Source organism: Streptomyces sp. NPDC086787, from assembly GCF_044745865.1.
In the GTDB taxonomy this organism is placed as follows: Bacteria; Actinomycetota; Actinomycetes; order Streptomycetales; family Streptomycetaceae; genus Streptomyces.
In genome coordinates this window covers 207421-227105 of the sequence record NZ_JBIVBC010000002.1, presented here as the reverse complement: position 1 = coordinate 227105, position 19685 = coordinate 207421, and the positions used below count along the sequence as shown (strand labels likewise).

The 19685-nt window shown below is 71.3% G+C and carries 18 protein-coding genes; 6 read left to right on the top strand and 12 right to left on the bottom strand.

Annotated features, from left to right (window positions below; genetic code table 11):
* Nucleotides 1–123 precede the first annotated feature (123 nt).
* Entirely contained in the window at nucleotides 124–315 is a 192-nt protein-coding gene (locus ACIPK3_RS07155; RefSeq protein ID WP_402567057.1) for an antitoxin, read from the top strand.
* On the opposite strand, the gene ACIPK3_RS07150 is transcribed toward ACIPK3_RS07155, so the two are convergent.
* The 6 genes from ACIPK3_RS07150 to ACIPK3_RS07125 form a co-directional block, all read right to left on the bottom strand.
* Nucleotides 266–1078, bottom strand: coding sequence for a lysophospholipid acyltransferase family protein (locus ACIPK3_RS07150; RefSeq protein ID WP_402567056.1), 813 nt, complete (start codon nucleotides 1076–1078; stop codon nucleotides 266–268). The genes ACIPK3_RS07155 and ACIPK3_RS07150 overlap by 50 nt on opposite strands.
* A complete protein-coding gene (locus tag ACIPK3_RS07145) occupies nucleotides 1078–1848 on the bottom strand; it encodes a GNAT family N-acetyltransferase (RefSeq protein WP_402567055.1) in 771 nt (256 codons plus the stop codon). Before ACIPK3_RS07145 ends, ACIPK3_RS07150 begins: the two co-directional genes overlap by 1 nt.
* 173 nt (nucleotides 1849–2021) lie before the next feature.
* The gene (locus tag ACIPK3_RS07140; RefSeq protein ID WP_402567054.1) at nucleotides 2022–3050 is read right to left on the bottom strand and encodes a hypothetical protein; all 1029 of its coding nucleotides are present in this window, start codon (nucleotides 3048–3050) and stop codon (nucleotides 2022–2024) included.
* Between the two features lie 134 nt (nucleotides 3051–3184).
* Complete coding sequence (locus ACIPK3_RS07135; protein ID WP_402567053.1) at nucleotides 3185–3934, bottom strand: succinate dehydrogenase/fumarate reductase iron-sulfur subunit; 750 nt, start codon at nucleotides 3932–3934, stop codon at nucleotides 3185–3187.
* Nucleotides 3931–5889 carry a fumarate reductase/succinate dehydrogenase flavoprotein subunit gene (locus ACIPK3_RS07130; RefSeq protein ID WP_402567052.1) on the bottom strand — a complete coding sequence of 653 codons (1959 nt, stop codon included), beginning with the start codon at nucleotides 5887–5889 and terminating at the stop codon, nucleotides 3931–3933. Before ACIPK3_RS07130 ends, ACIPK3_RS07135 begins: the two co-directional genes overlap by 4 nt.
* A gap of 1 nt (nucleotide 5890) precedes the next feature.
* A complete protein-coding gene (locus ACIPK3_RS07125; protein WP_402567821.1) occupies nucleotides 5891–6562 on the bottom strand; it encodes a succinate dehydrogenase in 672 nt (223 codons plus the stop codon).
* Nucleotides 6563–6693: 131 nt separating this feature from the next.
* Between ACIPK3_RS07125 and ACIPK3_RS07120 the strand changes: the two genes are divergently transcribed.
* Nucleotides 6694–7578 carry a LysR family transcriptional regulator gene (locus tag ACIPK3_RS07120; protein ID WP_402567051.1) on the top strand — a complete coding sequence of 295 codons (885 nt, stop codon included), beginning with the start codon at nucleotides 6694–6696 and terminating at the stop codon, nucleotides 7576–7578.
* A 39-nt stretch (nucleotides 7579–7617) separates the two neighbouring features.
* On the opposite strand, the gene ACIPK3_RS07115 is transcribed toward ACIPK3_RS07120, so the two are convergent.
* The 3 genes from ACIPK3_RS07115 to ACIPK3_RS07105 all read right to left on the bottom strand — a co-directional run bounded on the left by ACIPK3_RS07115 (nucleotide 7618) and on the right by ACIPK3_RS07105 (nucleotide 11776).
* On the bottom strand, nucleotides 7618–9762 hold the full coding sequence (locus tag ACIPK3_RS07115) for a putative bifunctional diguanylate cyclase/phosphodiesterase (protein ID WP_402567050.1): 2145 nt from the start codon (nucleotides 9760–9762) through the stop codon (nucleotides 7618–7620).
* Nucleotides 9759–10571, bottom strand: coding sequence for an SAM-dependent methyltransferase (locus ACIPK3_RS07110; RefSeq protein WP_402567049.1), 813 nt, complete (start codon nucleotides 10569–10571; stop codon nucleotides 9759–9761). Before ACIPK3_RS07110 ends, ACIPK3_RS07115 begins: the two co-directional genes overlap by 4 nt.
* Nucleotides 10572–10804: 233 nt before the next feature.
* Nucleotides 10805–11776, bottom strand: a complete 972-nt coding sequence (locus tag ACIPK3_RS07105; RefSeq protein WP_402567048.1) for an SCO0930 family lipoprotein — start codon at nucleotides 11774–11776, stop codon at nucleotides 10805–10807.
* 898 nt (nucleotides 11777–12674) lie between these two features.
* On the opposite strand from ACIPK3_RS07105, the gene ACIPK3_RS07100 reads away from it, so the two are divergent.
* Nucleotides 12675–13439, top strand: a complete 765-nt coding sequence (locus ACIPK3_RS07100) for a hypothetical protein (RefSeq protein WP_402567047.1) — start codon at nucleotides 12675–12677, stop codon at nucleotides 13437–13439.
* Nucleotides 13440–13508: 69 nt separating this feature from the next.
* Here the strand turns inward: ACIPK3_RS07100 and ACIPK3_RS07095 are convergent, their stop codons facing one another.
* Entirely contained in the window at nucleotides 13509–14009 is a 501-nt protein-coding gene (locus ACIPK3_RS07095) for a hypothetical protein (protein ID WP_402567820.1), read from the bottom strand.
* 578 nt (nucleotides 14010–14587) lie between these two features.
* On the opposite strand from ACIPK3_RS07095, the gene ACIPK3_RS07090 reads away from it, so the two are divergent.
* Nucleotides 14588–15265, top strand: coding sequence for a class F sortase (locus tag ACIPK3_RS07090; protein WP_402567046.1), 678 nt, complete (start codon nucleotides 14588–14590; stop codon nucleotides 15263–15265).
* A 27-nt stretch (nucleotides 15266–15292) separates the two neighbouring features.
* Here ACIPK3_RS07090 and ACIPK3_RS07085 read toward each other — a convergent pair whose 3' ends face one another.
* Entirely contained in the window at nucleotides 15293–16135 is an 843-nt protein-coding gene (locus ACIPK3_RS07085) for a polysaccharide deacetylase family protein (protein WP_402567045.1), read from the bottom strand.
* 287 nt (nucleotides 16136–16422) lie between these two features.
* Here ACIPK3_RS07085 and ACIPK3_RS07080 point away from each other — a divergent pair, with 287 nt between their 5' ends.
* Nucleotides 16423–16914, top strand: coding sequence for a universal stress protein (locus ACIPK3_RS07080; RefSeq protein ID WP_402567044.1), 492 nt, complete (start codon nucleotides 16423–16425; stop codon nucleotides 16912–16914).
* Here the strand turns inward: ACIPK3_RS07080 and ACIPK3_RS07075 are convergent.
* The gene (locus ACIPK3_RS07075; RefSeq protein WP_402567043.1) at nucleotides 16877–18115 is read right to left on the bottom strand and encodes an MFS transporter; all 1239 of its coding nucleotides are present in this window, start codon (nucleotides 18113–18115) and stop codon (nucleotides 16877–16879) included. The two genes, ACIPK3_RS07080 and ACIPK3_RS07075, sit on opposite strands and share 38 nt — an antisense overlap.
* A gap of 150 nt (nucleotides 18116–18265) precedes the next feature.
* Between ACIPK3_RS07075 and ACIPK3_RS07070 the strand changes: the two genes are divergently transcribed.
* Entirely contained in the window at nucleotides 18266–19678 is a 1413-nt protein-coding gene (locus tag ACIPK3_RS07070; protein ID WP_402567042.1) for an amino acid permease, read from the top strand.
* Nucleotides 19679–19685: the final 7 nt, after the last annotated feature.

Below are 19685 nucleotides of genomic sequence, written 5' to 3'. Positions count from 1 at the left end.
CACCGCGCATACCAAACTCGCACAGAGCGGACATCTCCGCACCGGGACGTCCGCCGAGATGCGAACCTCGTCCGGGCCGGTGACGCTGGGAAGCCGGAACCTCTATCCGCGAGGAGGGCTGCCATGTCCTTCATGGACAAGATCAAGGGCATGCTCAAGGGCCACGAGGACACGGCCGAGAAGGGCATCGACAAGGGCGGCGACTACATCGACCAGCGGACCCAGGGAAAGTACGGCTCCCAGGTGGACTCCGCCCAGCAGCGGCTCAAGGACGAGCTGCGGGGCGGCGACCGGGACATTCCCCCGCACCCGTGACAGGTGTCGCCGCGTGGGCCAGGGCGCGGCGGTCGGGATGGGTGCCCGGCGGTATCTCGGGCAGTATCTCCACCTCCGCGACCAGGCCGCGCGTCGACGCCACCCGCCACAGTGACGCCAGCAGGGCGTCCTCGCCGACGAAGGCGGGGACGGTGCTGGCCGGGCCGTCGGCGGTCCGGTAGCTCAGGCGCACCGGCTGGACCGGGACGCCGGCGTCGAGGGCGGCCTGGAACACCGCCCGATGGAAGCGGCCCTGGGCGCGCCCGCACCAGGTGCTGCCCTCGGGGAAGGCGACGACCGCGGCGCCGGTCCGCAGGGCGTGTGCGATGCGGGCGACCGTGTCCGGGAGCGCGCGCAGCCGGTCGCGCTCGATGAACAGGGCCCCGCCGCGGGCCGCGACGGCCCCGGCGACGGGCCATTGGCGTATCTCCTTCTTGGCGAGCATCCGGGCCGGCCGCACCGCGGCCAGCAGCGGGATGTCCAGCCAGGAGATGTGGTTGGCCACCAGGAGCAGCCCGCCGGTGGGCGCCGCAGCGCCGGTGAGACGCACCCGGACCCCGGCGGCCCGGACGATCGTCCGGCACCACCGCCTGACCAGCCCGGCGGACATCCGGCCGCCGAGCGGCGCCAGCACGGTCCCGGCGAGGACCAGGATCGCGACGCCCACCAACCGCAGCACGGCGCGCGGTGCGCCGGTCGCGGACTCCGTCGGTTCCACGCATGCGGCGGGGGTGCAGGGCGCGCTCGGCAGCCAGACGCTCATCAGGCCGGGACGAGCGAGAGGAAGTGCCGCAGATAGCGCGCGTCGACCCGGCGCATCGACAGCAGCACGTACAGGTCGGCGACCCCGAAGTCCGGGTCGTGCGCGGGTTCGGCGCACACCCAGGCGCCGAGCCGCAGGTAGCCGCGCAGCAGCGCCGGGAGTTCGGTGCGCACCGGCGCCGCCGCCCGGTCCGGGACCCAGGGCAGCAGCGGCCGTACCCGGAACTCCTGCGGCGCCAGGTACTTGTCCCGGACCCGCTCCCAGGTGCCGGCGGCCAGCGCGCCGCCGTCGGTGAGCGGGATGGAGCAGCAGCCCGCCAGCCACTCGTGGCCGTGGTCGACCATGTAGCGGGCGATACCCGCCCAGATCAGGCCGATGACCGCGCCGTCCCGGTGGTCGGGGTGCACACAGGAGCGGCCGACCTCGACCAGGCCGGGCCGGATCGGGTCGAGCGCGGCGAGGTCGAACTCGCCCTCGGAGTAGAGCCGTCCGGCGACCGCGGCACGCTCGGGCGGCAGCAGCCGGTAGGTGCCGACGACCTGTCCGGTCGCGGTGTCGCGCACGAGCAGGTGGTCGCAGTAGGCGTCGAAGGCGTCGACGTCGAGGCCCGGCTGGGGGCTGGACAGCAGGGCGCCCATCTCCCCGGCGAACACGTCGTGCCGCAGCCGCTGCGCGGCACGCACGTCGGCCTCGTCACGGGCGAGGGAGACGGTGTAGCGGGTGGGTGCCGCTGGCTGCGGGGGACGGTCGAGGGTGGAAACGCCGCTCATGGTCTCTCCTGGTCACGGGCCGGTCCGGCGGGGAGGGGAGGGCGGGCTGGAGTCGTCCGGCCCGTCGCCCCGCCCTAGTTCTTCCGATACCGGTTGGCGTGCGTGTGACCTGTGCCAGGAGGGCGGATGTGGGGATGTTGAACTGCGGTGTCCGTGCGCGGACCCCGGCCGGGTCAGCCGTCCTTCGAGACGCACCCGGCGAGCAGTCGTGCGGCCTCCTCCGGGCCGAGGACGCGTTCCAGGCGGAGGTCGCCGGTCATGGTCGGGAAGAAGCGGCCCGCGGGCCAGCTGCGCTCGTACGGCGGCGGGTCGAGGACGAGCAGCCGTACGCCGTCGACCAGGGGGATGTCCGCGGGCGTCCCCTCGTTCCACACCCACTCTCCGGTGGGGGTGACAAGGTTGAAGGATCCGGTGGTGTGCACCTGGCCCGGCCGGTCGCGGCAGACGGCCACCTCCTCGGCGGAGGGGGCCCTGCCGGATATGTGGCCGCCGCCGACGAGAACGTCGGCGAGCAGGGTGTGCAGTTGGAAGTTGTCGCCGATGCCGTCCATGCGCAGCGCGAATCCGGTGCCGGTGGGGCGGTGCAGCACGGTCAGCGGTTCGTCGTCGAGGACCAGCAGTGCGTAGGCGAGGCACTTGAATTCGTGTCCGGACGCCTCCGCCACGCCCCGCAGGGCCCGCAGCAGGCGGTGGCGCAGGGCGCCGCTCAGGGCGGTGCGTACGGCTGCGTGGCCGAGCAGGGCCAGGCACGCCATCTCCCACTGGGGCAGGGTGAGCCAGGCGAGGGCCGCTTCCGGGCCGACGCGCTCGAAGAGGGCGGGGCCCGCCTGGTCGTCCTCCGGGTCGAGGAAGTCGCCTCCGCCGGTCTCCTCCCAGCGTTCGCAGAACTCCCCCACGTCGGCGAGGGTTTCGGCGAGTTCGGTGAACAGGTACGGCGCGCAGGGCACCGGGTCGGCGCCGCGCTCCACGCAGGCGCCGACGACCACGGCAATCGTGCCGCGCGGCCCTGGGGGCACGTCGGCCAGCAGCGCGGCCAGCCGCGGCGCGGCCCCGGCGATCTCCGGGCCGCTCGCCTCCCCGAACCGCCGGTGCAGCGCGGCGAACGCGCGTTCCGTACCGTCGGCGTCGCGTTCGCGTACGGCGGTCTCGAATCCGGCCACGGCGTCAAGGAGGCCTGCGGCCGCGTCGTTCCCAGGGATCATGGACGCAGCCTACCGATGGTTGTGTGCGCGGCAGACGGGAGTCCTACGGCAGAACCTAGGCGGGGCCGGGGATGAGCACCACTCCCGGCCCCGCCCGTCCGCCCTCTCGGCGAACGTCAACTTGGTTGCCGCGCCTACCTTTTGGCTCCCCTGCGGGTGGCGCGCAACCACTCCTTGTTCATGCTGGTGATGGACATGAGCGGAATGCCCTTCGGGCAGGCGGTGGCGCATTCGCCGGCCAGGGTGCAGCCGCCGAAGCCCTCTTCGTCCATCCGGGCCACCATGTCGAGGACCCTGGTCTCCCGCTCGGGTGCGCCCTGTGGCAGCACGTTGAGGTGGTTGATCTTGGCTGAAGTGAACAGCATCGCCGCGCCGTTGGGGCAGGCGGCCACGCACGCGCCGCAGCCGATGCACTCGGCGTGCTCGAACGCGGAGTCGGCGTCCGGCTTGGGCACCGGCGTGGCGTGTGCCTCGGGCGCCGCGCCGGTGGGGGCGGTGATGTAGCCGCCGGCCTGGATGATCCGGTCGAAGGCCGACCGGTCCACGACCAGGTCCTTGATGACCGGGAACGCGGCCGCCCGCCACGGTTCGATGTCGATGGTGTCGCCGTCGTCGAAGGACCGCATGTGCAGCTGGCAGGTGGTGGTGCGTTCGGGGCCGTGCGCGTCGCCGTCGATGACGAGGGAGCAGGCGCCGCAGATGCCCTCGCGGCAGTCGTGGTCGAAGGCGACCGGATCCTCGCCCTTGAGGATGAGTTCCTCGTTGAGGGTGTCGAGCATCTCCAGGAAGGACATGTCGGTGGAGATGCCGTCCACCTCGTAGGTGGACATGGCGCCTTCGGCGTCGGCGTTCCGCTGCCGCCAGACGCGCAGGGTCAGCTTCATGCGTAGCTCCGCTGGGTGGGGTGGACGTACTCGAAGACCAGGTCTTCCCTGTGCAGGACGGGCGCTTCGCCGGTGTCGGTGAACTCCCAGGCGGCGGCGTAGGAGAACGCGTCGTCCTTGCGGGCGGCCTCGCCTTCGGGGGTCTGGGACTCCTCGCGGAAGTGGCCGCCGCAGGACTCGGTGCGGTGCAGTGCGTCGAGGCACATCAGCTCGGCGAGTTCCAGGTAGTCGACGATCCGGTTCGCCTTCTCCAGGGACTGGTTGAACTCCGCTCCGATGCCGGGGACCTTGATGCGCCGCCAGAACTCCGCGCGGATCTGCGGGATGCGTTCCAGGGCCTTGCGCAGCCCGGCGTCGGTGCGGGCCATGCCGCAGAACTCCCACATGAGTTCGCCGAGTTCGCGGTGGAAGGAGTCCGGGGTGCGGTCGCCGTCGACGGCGAGGAGCAGGTTCAGCCGGTCCTCGGTCTCGGCCAGCACCTCCTGCACGGCGGGGTGTTCGACGGTCACCGGTTCCTGGTGCGGGTTGCGGGCGAGGTAGTCGTTGATGGTGGCCGGCAGCACGAAGTAGCCGTCGGCGAGCCCCTGCATCAACGCGGAGGCGCCGAGCCGGTTGGCACCGTGGTCGGAGAAGTTGGCCTCGCCGATCGCGAACAGGCCGGGGACGGTGGTCTGGAGGTCGTAGTCGACCCACAGTCCGCCCATGGTGTAGTGCACGGCCGGGTAGATGCGCATGGGCACCCGGTACGGATCCTCGTCGGTGATCCGCTGGTACATGTCGAAGAGATTGCCGTACTTGGCCTCGACCGCCTCGCGCCCGAGGCGCTCGACGGCGTCGGCGAAGTCGAGGTAGACGCCCTGGCCACCGGGGCCCACTCCCCTGCCTTCGTCGCAGACGTTCTTGGCGGCACGGGAGGCGATGTCGCGCGGGACCAGGTTGCCGAAGGACGGGTAGATGCGCTCCAGGTAGTAGTCGCGTTCGTCCTCGGGGATCCGGTCCGGCGGCCGGGTGTCGCCCTTGGCCTTGGGCACCCAGATCCGGCCGTCGTTGCGCAGCGACTCGCTCATCAGGGTGAGCTTGGACTGGTGGTCGCCGGTGCGCGGGATGCAGGTGGGGTGGATCTGGGTGAAGCACGGGTTGGCGAAGTAGGCGCCGCGCCGGTGTGCCCGCCAGATCGCGGTGGCGTTGGAGTTCATGGCGTTCGTCGACAGGTAGAAGACGTTGCCGTAGCCGCCGCTGGCGAGTACGACGGCGTCCGCGACGTGGGTGTCGATCCGGCCCGTGACCAGGTCCCGGGCCACGATCCCGCGTGCCCGTCCGTCGATCACGATCAGGTCGAGCATCTCGGTGCGCGGGTGCAACTCCACGTTTCCGGCGGCGATCTGCCGGGACAGCGCCTGGTAGGCGCCGAGCAGGAGTTGCTGGCCCGTCTGGCCGCGGGCGTAGAAGGTGCGGGAGACCTGGACGCCGCCGAAGGAGCGGGTGTCGAGCAGGCCGCCGTACTCGCGGGCGAACGGCACTCCCTGGGCGACGCACTGGTCGATGATCTCGACGGAGATCTGGGCCAGCCGGTGGACGTTGGACTCGCGCGCCCGGAAGTCACCGCCCTTGACGGTGTCGTAGAACAGCCGGTGCACCGAGTCCCCGTCGTTGCGGTAGTTCTTGGCCGCGTTGATGCCGCCCTGCGCGGCGATGGAGTGCGCCCGGCGCGGGGAGTCCTGGTAGCAGAACTGGACCACGTGGTAGCCCTGTTCGGCGAGGGTGGCACCGGCCGAGCCGCCCGCGAGACCGGTACCGACCACGATCACCGTGTGCTTGCGCCGGTTCGCCGGGTTGACCAGCTTGGCCTCGAAGCGGCGCCGGTCCCAGCGCTCGGCCACCGGTCCGCCGGGTGCCTTGCGGTCGGCGACGGGTGCGCCGGTCTGGTAGCTCGCGTAGTCCGGGTAACTTGACATGTCAGCTCACCACTCCGGTCATGACGCCCACGGGTACGGCGATGAATCCGGCCGTGAGCAGCAGCGCCAGTACGTCGGCGACGGTCTTGAGGGCGCGGTCGCGGGTGCGGCTGCCGACGCCCAGGGTCTGTGCGGCGCTCCAGAAGCCGTGCCTGATGTGCAGGCCGAGCGCGAGCATCGCGACGATGTAGATGACGTTGCCGTACCAGGTGGAGAAGGTGTCCACGATGTTCTGGTACGGGTGGCCCTCCTGGAAGCCACCGGAGTGCACGGTGCCGGTGGTCAGGTCCAGGAGGTGCCAGACGACGAACAGGCCGAGGATGATCCCGCCCCAGCGCATGGTGCGCGTCGCGTAGCTCGCCCGCGGCTTCTTGTGCACGTACTTGCTGGGGCGGGCCCGCAGGTCGCGGCGGCTCAGCTGGTAGGCGGAGGTGGCGTGGGCGATCACGGCGACGACCAGGACGACGCGGATCAGCCAGAGGGTCCACCCGTAGTGCATGAACGGTTCGCCGACGGTGCGCAGCCAGTGGGCGTAGTGGTTGAACTCGCCCGCCCCGAAGTAGATCTTCAGGTTTCCGATCATGTGCGCGACCAGGTAGAGCAGCATGATCAGGCCGCTGACGGCCATCACCGTCTTCTTGCCGACGGTGCTGCCCCACAGCGTGCGTGCCAGGGACGGCCGTCGGTCCGTTCGCGTTGCCAGAGCCATGGCACAGCACGCTAGGGCCGAAGGCGCCGATCGGTCCAAGACATGGTGTGGCTCGTTTCCATAGCCAGAAGCTATGGCAGGGCTATTCTGGGGGCATGCAGTTCCAGCAGCTCCAGTACTTCGTCGCGGTCGCCGAGACCCGGCACTTCACCCGGGCCGCCGAACTGGTCCATGTGGCACAGCCGTCGCTGTCCCAGCAGATCAAGGCCCTGGAGCGGGAGCTGGGCGCGGATCTGTTCCTGCGGGCACGGGGCAACATCACGCTGACCGACGCGGGCGAGGCGCTCCTGCCGCTGGCCCGGCGCATCCTGGCCGACGCCGACACCGCCCGGCACGAGGTGGCGGAGCTGGTGCAGCTGCGCGGCGGCCGGGTCCGGCTGGGCGCCACCCCGAGCCTGTGCACCGGTCTGCTCCCGGACGTGCTGCGGGCCTTTCACGACCGCTATCCCGGCATCCGGCTGCTGATCGAGGAGGGCGGCTCCCACGACCTGGTACGGCAGCTCGCGCGCGGAGCCCTCGACCTCGCCCTGATCGTCCTCCCGCTGCCGCCCGCCTCACCCGCGCTGACCACGGTGGAGCTGCTGCGCGAGGACCTGGTCGTCGTCTCGTCCCCGGAGGAGCCCGCGCCGGGCCGGGGCGGCCCTGAGGTGCGCGTCGCGGACCTGGCGGGCGAACGCCTCGTGATGTTCCGGCACGGCTACGACCTGCGCGAACTCACGGTGGCCGCGTGCCGCTCCGCGGGCTTCGAGCCGGACTTCGCGGTGGAGGGCGGCGAGATGGACGCGGTACTGGGATTCGTCCGGGCCGGGCTGGGCGTGGCCGTCGTCCCCCGTATGGTCGCCACCCGCTCCGGACGGGCTCTGCGGGTCACTCCGCTCGCGCGGCCCGGGCTGCACCGCACCATCGCGCTGGCACACCGGAGCGACGTGGCTCCGCCTCGGGCCGCCCGGGAGCTGCAGAAGATGCTCGTGGAGCGGTGAGGCCGGTTTCCGTCCGGCCCGGACACGGGCGGCGGGAGCTCAGCTCGTCGCGTCCGCCAGAGCCAGTTCGTGCAGGCGTTCCGGTGGACCCGGGCGGGCGTAGTACCAGCCCTGGGCCGTGTCGCAGCCGAGGATGCGCAGCTGCTCGGCCTGTGCCGCGGTCTCCACGCCCTCCACGGTGACCGCGAGGTCGAGGCTGTGGGCGAGGGAGACGATGCCCTCGACGATCTTCAGGTCGACGGGGTCCGCCGGGAACTGCTGCATGCCCTGGGTGAAGGAGCGGTCCAGCTTCAGCACGCTCACCGGAAGACGCCGCAGGTTGGCCAGGTTCGAGTAGCCGGTGCCGAAGTCGTCGAGGGCGATGTCGACTCCCATCTCCGCCAGTCGGCGCAGCGGTTTGAGCAGGTCGTCGTCGGCGCCGATGAGCGCGGACTCGGTGACCTCCAGGCACAGCGAGTCCGGCGCCACGCCGACCCGCTCCAGGATGTCCACCGTGTCCTGGACCAGCCCCCGATGGGCGAGCTGGCACGGTGAGAGGTTGACGTTGATGCGCATCGGCCCGGCGGCCGACCGGCCGGCGTACCGCTCCCGCCACTCGCGGGCCTGCCGTACGGACTCCTCCAGCACCCACCGGCCGAGCGGCACGATCAGACCGGTGTGCTCGGCGAGCGGGATGAACCGGTCGGGCCCGAGCACCCCGTGCTGCGGATGCAGCCAGCGCACCAGCGCCTCGGCGCCCCGGATGCTGCCGTCGCCGAGGTGGACCAGCGGCTGGTACTCGATGAAGAACTCGCCGCGCTCCAGGGCCGTCGGCAGGGCCGTGGTCAGTCCGTGCCGGGTGATGGCACGGGCGTCGGCCTCCGGGTCGGCCAGCTCGAAGCGGTTGCCGCCCGCCGACTTGGCCCGGTACATGGTGATGTCGGCGCTGCGCAGCACCTCCGCCGGGGTGCGCTCGCCCGCCGGGCCCTCGACGACACCGATGCTGCCCCGCACGAGGAGTTCCCGGCCGTCGATCCTGATCGGGGTGACCAGCGCGTGCAGGATGCGCTCGGCCAGCTCGTCCACCTCGCGCTCGGTGTCGGGACCGGTGGTCAGCGCCACGAACTCGTCGCCGCCGAGCCGGGCCACCATCTCGCCGGGCGCGGTCGCGCAGGACTGGAGCCGGTCGGCGACCTCGACCAGCAGCTGGTCGCCGGCCGCGTGGCCGAGGCTGTCGTTGATGGTCTTGAAGCCGTCGAGATCGAGGTAGCACAGCCCGAAGCGCTGGCCGTCGCCCGCGCCGAGCGCCTTCTCCAGCCGTTCGAAGAACAGGGTGCGGTTGGGCAGCCCGGTCAGCGCGTCGTGCGTCGCCTCGTAGCGCAGCCGCAGGTTGAGCAGCCGTCGCTCGGTGGTGTCCTCCATCAGCGCGAGCTGGTACTGCGGGTCGCCGTCGGCGTCGCGCAGCAGGGAGACCGTCAGGTTGGTCCAAAGAGCCGTGCCGTCGGGGCGGTTGAAGGCCTTCTCGACGTGGTAGTGCTCGCGTTCACCGCGCACCAGCTCCTCGTAGAGCTTCCAGGTCTGGGGCGCGTCCTCGGGGTGGGTCCACTCCATGACATTGCGGCCGCGCACGGCCTGCTCGGAGCCGCCGAACATGCGCAGCAGCGCCTCGTTGACCTGGAGGACCTGGCCGTCGAGGTCGGCGATGCCGATGCCTATGGCGGCGCCCTCGAACACCGCGCGGAACCGGGCCTCGCTGGCGTGCAGTGCCTGCGCCACCACGCCCTGGGCGCGGAGTGCGGCCTGGCCGATGGCCTCCTGCTCGGCCAGGGTCCGCTCGCGCAGCGCCCGGGCGTACCCCGCCGCCATGGCGTGCTGAAGCCGCGAGGAGCGCATCCGCATCTCGTCCAGGCGGCCCTCGTCGCCGCAGTAGAGCACCAGATAGGCATCCACGCAGTCGAGGGTGCGGGCGAGCGCGTCGGGATCGGTGCAGTGCGCGTCGATCAGCGCCGCCCCGACCGCCCTGGCCTCCTCCGCGTCGAAGCTGTGCGCGAGCAGCGCGTCGCCCAAGCGGCAGGCGAGCGGCCAGAGTTGCTCCTCGAACTCCGGTCGGGTGAGCGACGTGGAGGTCACCGGGAACACGGCCCGGCTCCAGATCGTCGCGAAGCGGCGCAGTCTGTCCTCCGGCCCGTCCGGCTCCGCGGTCACGCCGTACGCCCCACGCCGCCGAAACCGGAGAAGGCATAGGGATCCTCGTCCTCCGGCGCGGTCTGGGGCCGCCAGTGCGGCATCGGCACCAGCCCGGGTTCCACCATGTCGTACCCCTCGAAGAACCGCGCGATCTCGTCGCGCGAGCGCATGATCAGCGGGTTGCGGATGTCCTTGTACACGTCCACCGCGCCCTCCGCCCGCTCGGGTGCCAGCGGGATTCCCTCGTACGAGGCGTGCGTGAGGATCAGCAGGCTGCCGGGCGCGAGCGCCTCGCGCAGCTCGGCCAGCGCACCGTAGGGGTCGTCCGCGTCTTCCACGAAGTGAAGTATCGCAACGAGCAGCAGTGCCACCGGCCGGTTCAGGTCGAGCAGTTGCTGTGTCCGGGGGCTGGACAGGATCTCCTGGGGCTTGCGCAGATCCGCGGCCACGACGTCCGTGTGGTCGTTGCCCGCCAGCACCGCCTCGCTGTGCGCCACGGCCACCGGGTCGTGGTCCACGTACAGGACCCGGGCGCCGGGCCGGGCCGCCTGGGCCACTTCGTGGACGTTGCCGAAGGTCGGGATGCCGGAGCCGATGTCGAGGAACTGGTCGATGCCCTGTTCGACGGCGTAGCGCACGGCGCGGCGCATGAACGCCCGGTTCGCCTGCATGATCTTCGGCAGTCCCGGCAGGAACTCCATGGCCCTGCGGGCCGCTTCGCGGTCGACCTCGAAGTTGTGCGAGCCGCCCAGGTAGAAGTCGTAGATACGCGAAACGCTCGGCACCGAGATGTCGATGCTTCGGGGGGCCCAGGCGGGACGCTCCATGTATCTCTCCAAGGCGTAGGCAACGGGCAAAGCGATCCGGTGTTCGAGCAGAGGCTACTGATCGCCCGCCAAAGGAGCGAGCCGAACCGGAAATTGACCATCCGTTCCCGGTCACTGCCTGCGGTTGGTGCCGGGGCGACGTCGCTGAGTGACAAAGGCGGAATGCGAGAATCCGCCCCCTCCGTGCGACACGGAAGGGGCGGACCGGGTGGGCAACCTCGGGGAGGGAGCGCCTACTTCGGCGCGCCGACCAGCTTCCCCTCGGGCGAGACGGCGTACCAAGTACCGCCGACGCCCTGGCCGTTGGTGTCACCGGCGGCCTTGTCGCCGGAGAAGGTGTAGATCGGCCAGCAGTCGACCGTCATCTGCTTGACGCCGTTGTCGGGCCGGATGAAGCCCATCAGGCCCTTCTTCTCGACTCCCTTGGTGTCGTCCGCGGCGACCTCCTTGACGGCCGGCCACTTCGCCAGGCACTCACCGGTGCAGTTGGAGACGGACTTGGGCCATGCCTTGTCCTTCTTGAAGCGGTAGACCGTCATGCCGTTCCTGTCGACGACGATGTCACCGAGCTTGGGGTCCTTGCGGACGGAGAGTCCGGGCAGGCTGCCGGGTCCGGCCTTCTTGCCGGTGGGGGCCAGCGCGAACCACTTGCCGCCCACGCCCTGGCCGTTGACGTCACCGGCGTTGACGTCCTTGGCGTAGCGGTAGGCCGGCCAGCCGCCGACGGTCAGCTGCTTGGTGCCGTCGGCCCGGGTGACCTCACCCAGCAGCGCCTTGTCGATACCGGCGCCGGCCGTGGCGTCGTCCGCGGGAACCGGCGGCCAGGCGGTGGCGCAGTCGCCGTCACAGTTCGACTTGGGCGGATTGGCGGTGTCCTTGTCGAACCGGTAGAGGGAGAGCCCCGAGCCGTCCGTCAGTACCTTGCCCAGGTCCGGGTTGGCGGCCACGGCCAGCTCGCCCGCGGGGGCGGCCTGGCTCGGGGCGGTGGAACTCTGGCTGCCGGCGGCGCCGTATCCGTTGCCCGCCGCGGTACCGGCGCCCGCGGTGGTACCGGCACTGCCGTAACCGCCCGCGGCGGCCGTCGCGCCGACGTTCTGGGCGGCCGACGACGGAGTTGCCGCATTGTCCTGACCGCACGCCGCCGTGAGCAGCACCACCGACACGGCCGTCGCCACCAGTGAGGCGCTCCGCCAGGAGGTCTTCATTGTCCAACTCCCCAAAATCGCCTGGATGTCGCAGCGCCTCTGCGGTGCCGCACGACATGAGGTACGCGGCGAGGGCGCTGTTGTGTTCAACCGGCGTGCGAATTTCTTTCCGGGCGCCACTCGTCGCACGCACGTACCCATGGCCGGGCCGCCGCGGTCCCGCCGGTCAAACCGCCGTGCGGCGCCCGTCCCACCTTCGGGGGCAATCCCTGGGGAGTGGGGCGTGGGACGGCGTTCCGCGGCTCATGATCTCCGTCGTGCAAGGACCCGAACGGACCCGATTCGCGCCCGCGACAAGGGTGTTGCCCGTGCTGGCGCTGACATGGCTCCTCGCGGGCTGCCCGGCCGGTCCGGCGGCGGCCGACGCCTGTGCCGTCGCCTCCACCGGCCCGGACGGAACGGTCGCGGTGGCCGTCGCCGGCGGGGGCTTCTGGCCCACGCCCCCCGTATGCCGTAGGCCCACGCCCACGCCCACGCCCACGCCCACACCGGCGAAGCCGACGCCACCACCCCCGCCGAAGCCCAGGCCGACACCGAAGCCGAGGCCCGTCCCGAAACCGCCACCGCCCGCACCCAAGCCGCCGCCGCCCCTGCCGGCACCGCCTCCACCCCCACCCCCGCCTCCCCCTCCACCGCCGCCGAAGCCGGGCCCGATGCCGAAGCCGGCACCCAGGCCGACCCCGCGCCCGTCGCCGACCCCGGTGAGCTATCCGGAGTACCACTCCAAACCGCCCGCCAGGAAGGCGCCCGGCCGTAGGTCACCCGTCACCTACGTCCTGCTCATCACCGTCCCCGCGATCGTCGCGGTCGCCGCACTGCGCCCGCGCTGACGCCCGCGTGTGTTCCGGTGCGAAGCGCCGTTTCACCTTCTTCGCTCTCGCTTCCCTGGAGGCTTCTGTTGTCGGATTGGCTTGTTCTCGTCCTCGCGATGCTGGGCGCGTGCGGGGTGGTGGTCGTCATCACCCTCGTGCGGCACCGCACCGCCGCCTTGGACGACGACCCCAGCGAGACCCCGGACGTCATCGAGTACATGACCATGTGGATCGGGGTGATCTACGCCATCGTGCTGGGCCTGGCCATCGCGGGCGTGTGGGAGGCGCGCAGCGCCGCCGGGGACCATGTCCAGGCGGAGGCGCAGGCACTGCACGAGATCTCGGAGCGGGTCCGGGTGTACCCGGCCGATGTCCGTGACCGGATTCGGGGCGATGTCAATGCCTATGTCGGACACGTCGTCACCAAGGAGTGGAAGGAGATGGCCGACCACGGTCGGCTCACCGACCGCGGCGCCCAGCTGCTCGACCGGGTCCGGCAGGACGTGACCGACTACCAGCCGACCACTGACTTCCAGGCGCAGGCCTACCAGCCGCTCCTCGACCAGGTCGCCGCGGCCGACCAGGCGCGCAACGCCCGTGCCGACGCGACCGGCGAGACGATGCCGGGCGTGGTCTGGTTCGGGCTGCTCACCGGGGCCCTGGTCACCGTCGGGATGGTGTTCGCGCTCCAGATCAGACGTACCGGACGCGAGCTGGTCCTCGCCGGGCTGTTCTCCGCGACGATCGCCTTCATGCTCTTCCTGATCTGGGACTTCGACTCCCCCTACAGCCGGGGCATCGCGGCGACCGCCGAGCCGTTCCTGGCTCTCTTCCCGCACACGGGTGGATAGCCCGCCCCATGCGGACCTCCGCCCCCGGACGCCTTGGGTGTCCGGGGGCGAAGTTGTGCGGCCTGCGGGTCAGATCCGCTTCTCGTGCCTGCGGCGCATCCAGAAGACACCGCTGCCGACCGCGCCGGCGGTGACCAGTCCGCCACCGATGGCCATGTCGGTCTTCGTCGCCCCGGACGCGATGCTGCCGCCGAAACCGCCGTGGACGCCGCCGATCACGGTGAAGGCGTCCGGGCGGGTCAGACTGCGGCCACCGCAGTTGACCGAGATGTCGTAGGGACCCGGACGGGCGTTGCTGTCGATCGTCGCCACGCCCCTCGCCGTGTCGCTGTTGCCGTTGATCGACGTCAGCGACACCGGGGTGAAGGCGCGTGAGATCGCGACACCGCCGCCCCGGCAGCCGTCCACCGTGATGGTGATCCGGCCACCCGCGGCGATCACGCTGGGTGTGGCGTTGATGTTTCTCGGGAATCCGCCGTTGCCGCCATTGCCTCCGTTGTTCGGGTATCCGTTCGGATACCCGTAAAAGGGGAAGGGAGCGACACCGCCGACTCCGCCCACCCCGCCGATGACACCGCCGATGCCTCCGACACCGCCGATGCCTCCGATTCCGCCGACGCCTCCGACACCGCCGACTCCGCCGACTCCTCCTACTCCTCCGCCGGTGAGACCGGTGCCGCCCCCGACGACGCCACCGCTGGGGGTACTGGGACCGCCCCCGTTGCCCATGCCGTCCGCGACGGCCGCGGGGGCAGCGAGCCCGAGGGCGGCGGCCGTGACGGCAATGGCCGCCAGGACGCGTGTGTTCCTCATGTGATCCTCCGCGGGAGGCACCCCGGGGACCCGTCCCCGGTCAATCGGCGAGAAAGCGCCTCCAGGCAAGACCCTCGGACGTGCGGAACACGCCCGCATGTCGAGAATGGTCCGTCCTGGTGAGCGAACAGGCCCCGGAGAAACCGCACAATCGGAAAAGATTGCAGGTCACGGACCGTCAGAAAATTTCCTGCGAACGGCAACTCGGATGGCGCACCAAAAGGTGCCCGCGCCACCCGTTCGCCCTTCGCCCCGTCGCCGGTCGCGTCCACGGGACTTAGCTTTCTCGTAAGCGCGACTGACGTGGCGTCGGCCGCGTCGAGAGGGGATGGCGAATGTATCTGTCCGAGCTTGCCGAGATCGCCGAAGAGGAGGAACGGCGAAGGAGGCGCGCCCCGTGGGGCGTCATAGCGCTGGTACTGCTGACCGGGCTTGCGCTCATTCGCAACGGCTCGGGCGAATTCGACGTCGGGCCTCCGCAGCCGGCCCAGGCGCAGGCCGCCGTCATCGACAGCGGGGTGTCGCAACCGGGCCTCACCGCGGCTCCCCAGGCCCTGCCGTTCGCCGCCGTCGACCGGATCAGGATCCCCTCGATCCAGGTCGACGCACCGGTGGTGCCGGTGGGCCTCGACACGGACGGCTGGGTCGCCGCGCCGCCGCCCGAGGACCCGAACCTGGCCGGCTGGTTCACCGGTGGCGTCTCGCCCGGCGAGAAGGGCACCGCCGTGGTCGTGGGGCATGTCGACAACACGAAGGGCCCGGCGGTGTTCTACGGACTCGGGTCCCTGAAGAAGGGCAGCCGCGTCGAAGTCGGGCGCAAGGACGGCAAGACCGCGGTGTTCGAGATCTACGGCGTCGAGGTCTTCGCCAAGAGCAACTTCCCCGGAGACCGGGTGTACGGCTCCAAGGGCACGCCCGAACTGCGGGTCATCACCTGCGGCGGAGGCTTCTCCAAGCAGCACGGCTACGACGGGAACGTCGTCGTCTTCGGCCGCCTGGCCGAGGTCCGCTGAACGGACCCCGGCGGGCGGCGCCCGCGCTCAGGCAGGGTGGCGTCGCGGAACAGTGAGGTGGTAGCCGTTGTCGAGCAGAAACGGCAGATACTGACGCAGCGCCTGCACACTCTGAGAACGGTCGCCCCCGGCGTCGTGCGAGAGCACGACGACTCCGGGGGCGGCGCCGTTCTCCACCCGGTCGACGACGGTGCCGGTGCCCGGGGTCGTCCAGTCGGTGCTGTCGACCGTCCAGGCGAGCGGCTCCATGCCCATCTCGGCGCCCAGTTGGAAGGCGGCCCGGTTCCAGGCGCCGTAGGGGGCCCGGAACCACTTGGGGCGCTCTCCGTAGGCGTCCTCGATGACGTCGCTGGTGCGCACCATCTCGGAGCGGATCTGGTTGCGGTCGCACTGGATCAGCAGCGGATGGCTCCAGGTGTGGTTGCCGACGATGTGCCCGTCGTCGGCCATCCGGGCCAGCAGTTCCTTGTTCTCGGCGGCCATCTCCCCGCACACGAAGAACATGGCGCGGACGCCGTGCTCGTCCAGGGTGTCCAGGATGGCCGGTGTGTAGCGGGGGTCGGGTCCGTCGTCGAAGGTCAGCACCATGGTCCGGCCGTCGGCGGGCATCTCCAGGATGGGTTCGGTGCGCACCGCGACGCCGCGCGGCCGGGCGTGTGGGACGCCGTCTCCGGTGAGGGGTCGCAGGCGGTAGGCGGAGGGCTTGTTGAGGGCGGCGCGGGCCTGCGGGCCCGGGGCGGCGGGGGCGGTCACCGGTGCGGGTGTCCCGCCCGTGCGCGACGCGAACAGTCCGGCCGTGCCGGCGGTGCCGAGTGCGGCGGCGCCGGCGATCAGCATCCGGCGCCGGGTGAGCAACTGATCCTTCTGCATGACTCATCAGTCGCCCGACAGGGCTCCGGCGCACCACAACGACACCGGAGCGGCGGCCGGAATGCACCCGGTCGGACGAGTTGTCGGATCGAATGACCGGTCCGGGGCGGCCGGCACCGCCCGCTCCGTCGGGACCGGACCCGGTGGCGGGCGGCGGCCTCCGGGTGGGAACCGGCCGCCTCGCCTACAGGTGTCCCGTTTCCGGGAGTTGGCGCGGCCGGGCGGGCTGCTCGCTCGCCGGACGGCCCGAAGCGGCCGGAGCCGGAGGTTCCGATAGCCTCACTGCTGTGACGGGAGAGCACGAGCAGGACGAGAAGCACGACGAAGGGCACGCGCACCGGTTCGAGCGGGGCACGGACGGCCCGAAGGTCATCGTGGCCGGAGTGGACGGCTCCGATTCCTCGCTGCGCGCCGCGGCCTATGCCGCCGGGCTGGCACGGCGGCAGCACGCGCTGCTCGCCGTGGTGTACGTGCAGCCGGTACTCACGGCCGGGGCCGCGCTCGGTGCGCCGGTGGCGGAGACGACCGACGAGATCGCCGAGGATCTGATCCGGCAGATCCGGGAGGCGGCCGAGCGGCTCAAGGGCATGTACGAGGTGCGCTGGGAGTTCCACACCTTCCGCGGCGACCCCTACACCGGCCTGGTCAAGGCGGCCGACGAACTCCAGGCGGACGCGGTGGTCGTCGGTGCCTCCGAGCAGGCGGGCCACCGGATCATCGGCTCGGTGGCGGTCCGGCTGGTCAAGGCCGGGCGCTGGCCGGTGACGGTGGTGCCGTAACCGGCGCCTCGCGTTCCCGGCGGGGCAACAGGACCGGTGTCACGAGGAGCAGGGCTCCGGCGGCGGCGATCGCGGTGCGGGGCCCGGTGAGGCCGGCCAGCACACCCCACAGCGCGGTCGTGCCCGCGGTGACCGCCTTGCCCGTGACCGACCAGGCGGACAGGGTGCGTGCGACGCGGTCGGGCGGGGTCTGTTCGAGGCGGTGGGTGGCGAGGACCGGGTTGAACACGGCGCAGCAGGTGATCAGGCCGAGTTCGACGGCCATGACGGTCAGCAGTCCGGGGACGCCGGGCCGGACCAGGACCAGGCCGATGGGCCAGCAGGCGCGCAGCGTACCGGCGGCGCGCAGGACGCGGTGCGATCCGTGGCGCGCGGCGAGCGGGCGGGCCAGCCGTGAGCCGGCCAGGCCTCCGAGGCAGGGCACCGCGAAGGCGAGGCCGTACTGCCAGGGCGCGAACCCCAGGTCGCGGAGCATGAGGACGGCGAGCGGCGGTGAGGCCGCCATGAGCAGACCGTTGAACAGGACGGTGTTGAGGAACAGGGGGCGCAGGGCCGGGCTGGTGAGGATGTGCCGCCACCCTTCGAGGAGGCCGCCCGCCCCGGGTGCGGCCTTGTCCGTGCGGGCCGGGTGCGGTTCGCGGCCACCGATGGCGCGGATGCCCAGGGCGGAGAGCAGATAGCTGACCGCGTCCGCCGCGATGGTGGTGACCGGTCCGAACAGGCCGGTGGCTACGCCCCCGAGCGGTGGTCCGAGCACGGTGGCGAGCCAGCTCGTGGCCTCGAACCTGCCGTTCGCGGCGAGCAGTTCTCCCGGCGGGACCAGGGACTTCAGGAACGCTCCGGAGGCCGCGTTGAAGGTGATGTCGGCGGCCGCGACGACGACGGACACGACCATCAGCTGCGTGAGGCCGAGCCCACCGAGCGCGAATGCGGCGGGGACGCTCAGCAGCGCGGCGCAGCGCACCACATCCATGGCGACCATCACCGGCCGCTTGTGGCGGAACTCCATCCACGGCCCGAGCGGCACCGCCAGCAGCGCCCCCACCGCCGGCCCAACGGCGGCCAGCGCCGACACCGCGGCCGGCCCGGCGTGCAGCACGAGGACGGCGGTCAGGGCGAAGGCGTCGAAGGCGAGCCAGGTGCCCAGGGTGCTCACCGCGTACGCGGCCCACAGCCGTCCGAACGCCCGACCCGCCCGCATGCGAAAACCTCCCGTTGCCCCGGGTCATCAAAGCGGACCCGGGGCACGTGGGCCAAACCGTCTCGTGTGCGTGGCGCCTTCCTCGGGGATCACGGCTGAGCCATCATGATCCGCCGTCGGCCGGTTCCCTTCGGCGAAGAGGTGAGGCAGATGGCCGGGCTACGCATGGGAGAAGGAATTCTCCGCCGCAAACCCATCGAACACATCGAGGAGACGGAGGCTACCGGGGACACCGCTCTCGAACGGACGCTCGGGCTGTGGCAGCTGACCGCGATCGGGGTGGGCGGCATCATCGGCGCGGGCATCTTCACCCTCGCCGGGACGGTGGCCCACGGGGTGGCGGGACCCGCGGTCGTCCTGTCCTTCCTGATCGCCGGTGTGGCGAGCGCGACGGCCGCGCTGTCGTACGCCGAGTTCGCCGGGCTCATCCCGAAGGCGGGGTCGTCCTACACGTACGGGTACGTGGTGCTGGGCGAGTTCGCGGGCTGGTTCATCGGCTGGGACCTGCTCCTTGAGTACACGGCGATCGTGGCCGTGGTCGCGATCGGCATCTCCGGCTACTTCGGGTTCCTGGTGGAGCAGCTGGGCGCGGACCTGCCGGACTGGCTGCAGGGCGCTCCGGGCAGCGGTCCCGGGCACCGGGTGGACCTGATCGCCTCGGTGCTGTGCCTGCTGATCGCCTGGCTGCTGAACCTCGGCACGCGCAGCGCCGCCCGCTTCGAGACGGTGGTGGTCGTCCTCAAGGTGCTGGTGGTGCTGCTGGTGGTCGGCGTCGGGATGTTCCACATCGACAGCGCCAACTACCGGCCCTTCTTCCCGTTCGGGATCGGCGGGGCGTTCACCGGCGCGGCCACCGTCTTCTTCGCGGTCTTCGGGTACGACGCGCTGTCGACGGCGGCCGAGGAGTCCAAGGACGCGCAGCGGCACGTGCCGAAGGCGATCATCTACTCGCTGGTGATCTCGATGGTCCTCTATGTCGCGGCCTGTCTGGTACTGACGGGCATGCAGAGCTACCGTGCCATCGATTCGGAGAGCGGCTTCTCCTCGGCGTTCGCCGCGGTGGGCCTGAGCGGGCTGGCGAACGTGATCGCGGTGGGCGCGATCATCGGCATCCTCACGGTGATGTTCACGTTCATGCTCGCGGTCACCCGGGTGTGGTTCGCCATGTCCCGGGACGGGCTGCTGCCCGCGTGGTTCGCGAAGACGCACGCGACCCGGCATGTGCCGACGCGTGTCACCTGGATCGTGGGGTGCGCGTCGGCCGTCCTCGCCGGGTTCGTGCCGATCGGCGAGGCGGCCGAGCTGACCAACATCGGGATCCTGCTGGCGTTCGTGGTGGTGTGCTCGGCGGTGATCGTGCTGCGCTACCGGCAGCCGGATCTGCCGCGCACCTTCCGTACCCCGGGGATGCCGTTCGTGCCCGCGCTGGGTGTGGTCTTCTCGATCTGGCTGATCACGTTCCTGGCCTGGCAGACCTGGGTGCGGTTCGCCGTGTGGTTCGCGATCGGCGTCGTGATCTATTTCAGTTATTCGTACAAGCACTCGCGGCTGGCGGGACGTTAGGGGCCGG

Coding starts and splice junctions, on each gene's coding strand:
- ACIPK3_RS07120 (WP_402567051.1), top strand. CDS start 6,694: ATGCAGTTCCAGCAGCTCCAGTACTTCGTCGCGGTCGCCGAGACCCGG.
- ACIPK3_RS07090 (WP_402567046.1), top strand. CDS start 14,588: ATGTATCTGTCCGAGCTTGCCGAGATCGCCGAAGAGGAGGAACGGCGA.
- ACIPK3_RS07140 (WP_402567054.1), bottom strand. CDS start 3,050: ATGATCCCTGGGAACGACGCGGCCGCAGGCCTCCTTGACGCCGTGGCC.
- ACIPK3_RS07075 (WP_402567043.1), bottom strand. CDS start 18,115: ATGCGGGCGGGTCGGGCGTTCGGACGGCTGTGGGCCGCGTACGCGGTG.
- ACIPK3_RS07085 (WP_402567045.1), bottom strand. CDS start 16,135: ATGCAGAAGGATCAGTTGCTCACCCGGCGCCGGATGCTGATCGCCGGC.
- ACIPK3_RS07135 (WP_402567053.1), bottom strand. CDS start 3,934: ATGAAGCTGACCCTGCGCGTCTGGCGGCAGCGGAACGCCGACGCCGAA.
- ACIPK3_RS07070 (WP_402567042.1), top strand. CDS start 18,266: ATGGCCGGGCTACGCATGGGAGAAGGAATTCTCCGCCGCAAACCCATC.
- ACIPK3_RS07130 (WP_402567052.1), bottom strand. CDS start 5,889: ATGTCAAGTTACCCGGACTACGCGAGCTACCAGACCGGCGCACCCGTC.
- ACIPK3_RS07110 (WP_402567049.1), bottom strand. CDS start 10,571: ATGGAGCGTCCCGCCTGGGCCCCCCGAAGCATCGACATCTCGGTGCCG.
- ACIPK3_RS07105 (WP_402567048.1), bottom strand. CDS start 11,776: ATGAAGACCTCCTGGCGGAGCGCCTCACTGGTGGCGACGGCCGTGTCG.
- ACIPK3_RS07155 (WP_402567057.1), top strand. CDS start 124: ATGTCCTTCATGGACAAGATCAAGGGCATGCTCAAGGGCCACGAGGAC.
- ACIPK3_RS07150 (WP_402567056.1), bottom strand. CDS start 1,078: ATGAGCGTCTGGCTGCCGAGCGCGCCCTGCACCCCCGCCGCATGCGTG.
- ACIPK3_RS07145 (WP_402567055.1), bottom strand. CDS start 1,848: ATGAGCGGCGTTTCCACCCTCGACCGTCCCCCGCAGCCAGCGGCACCC.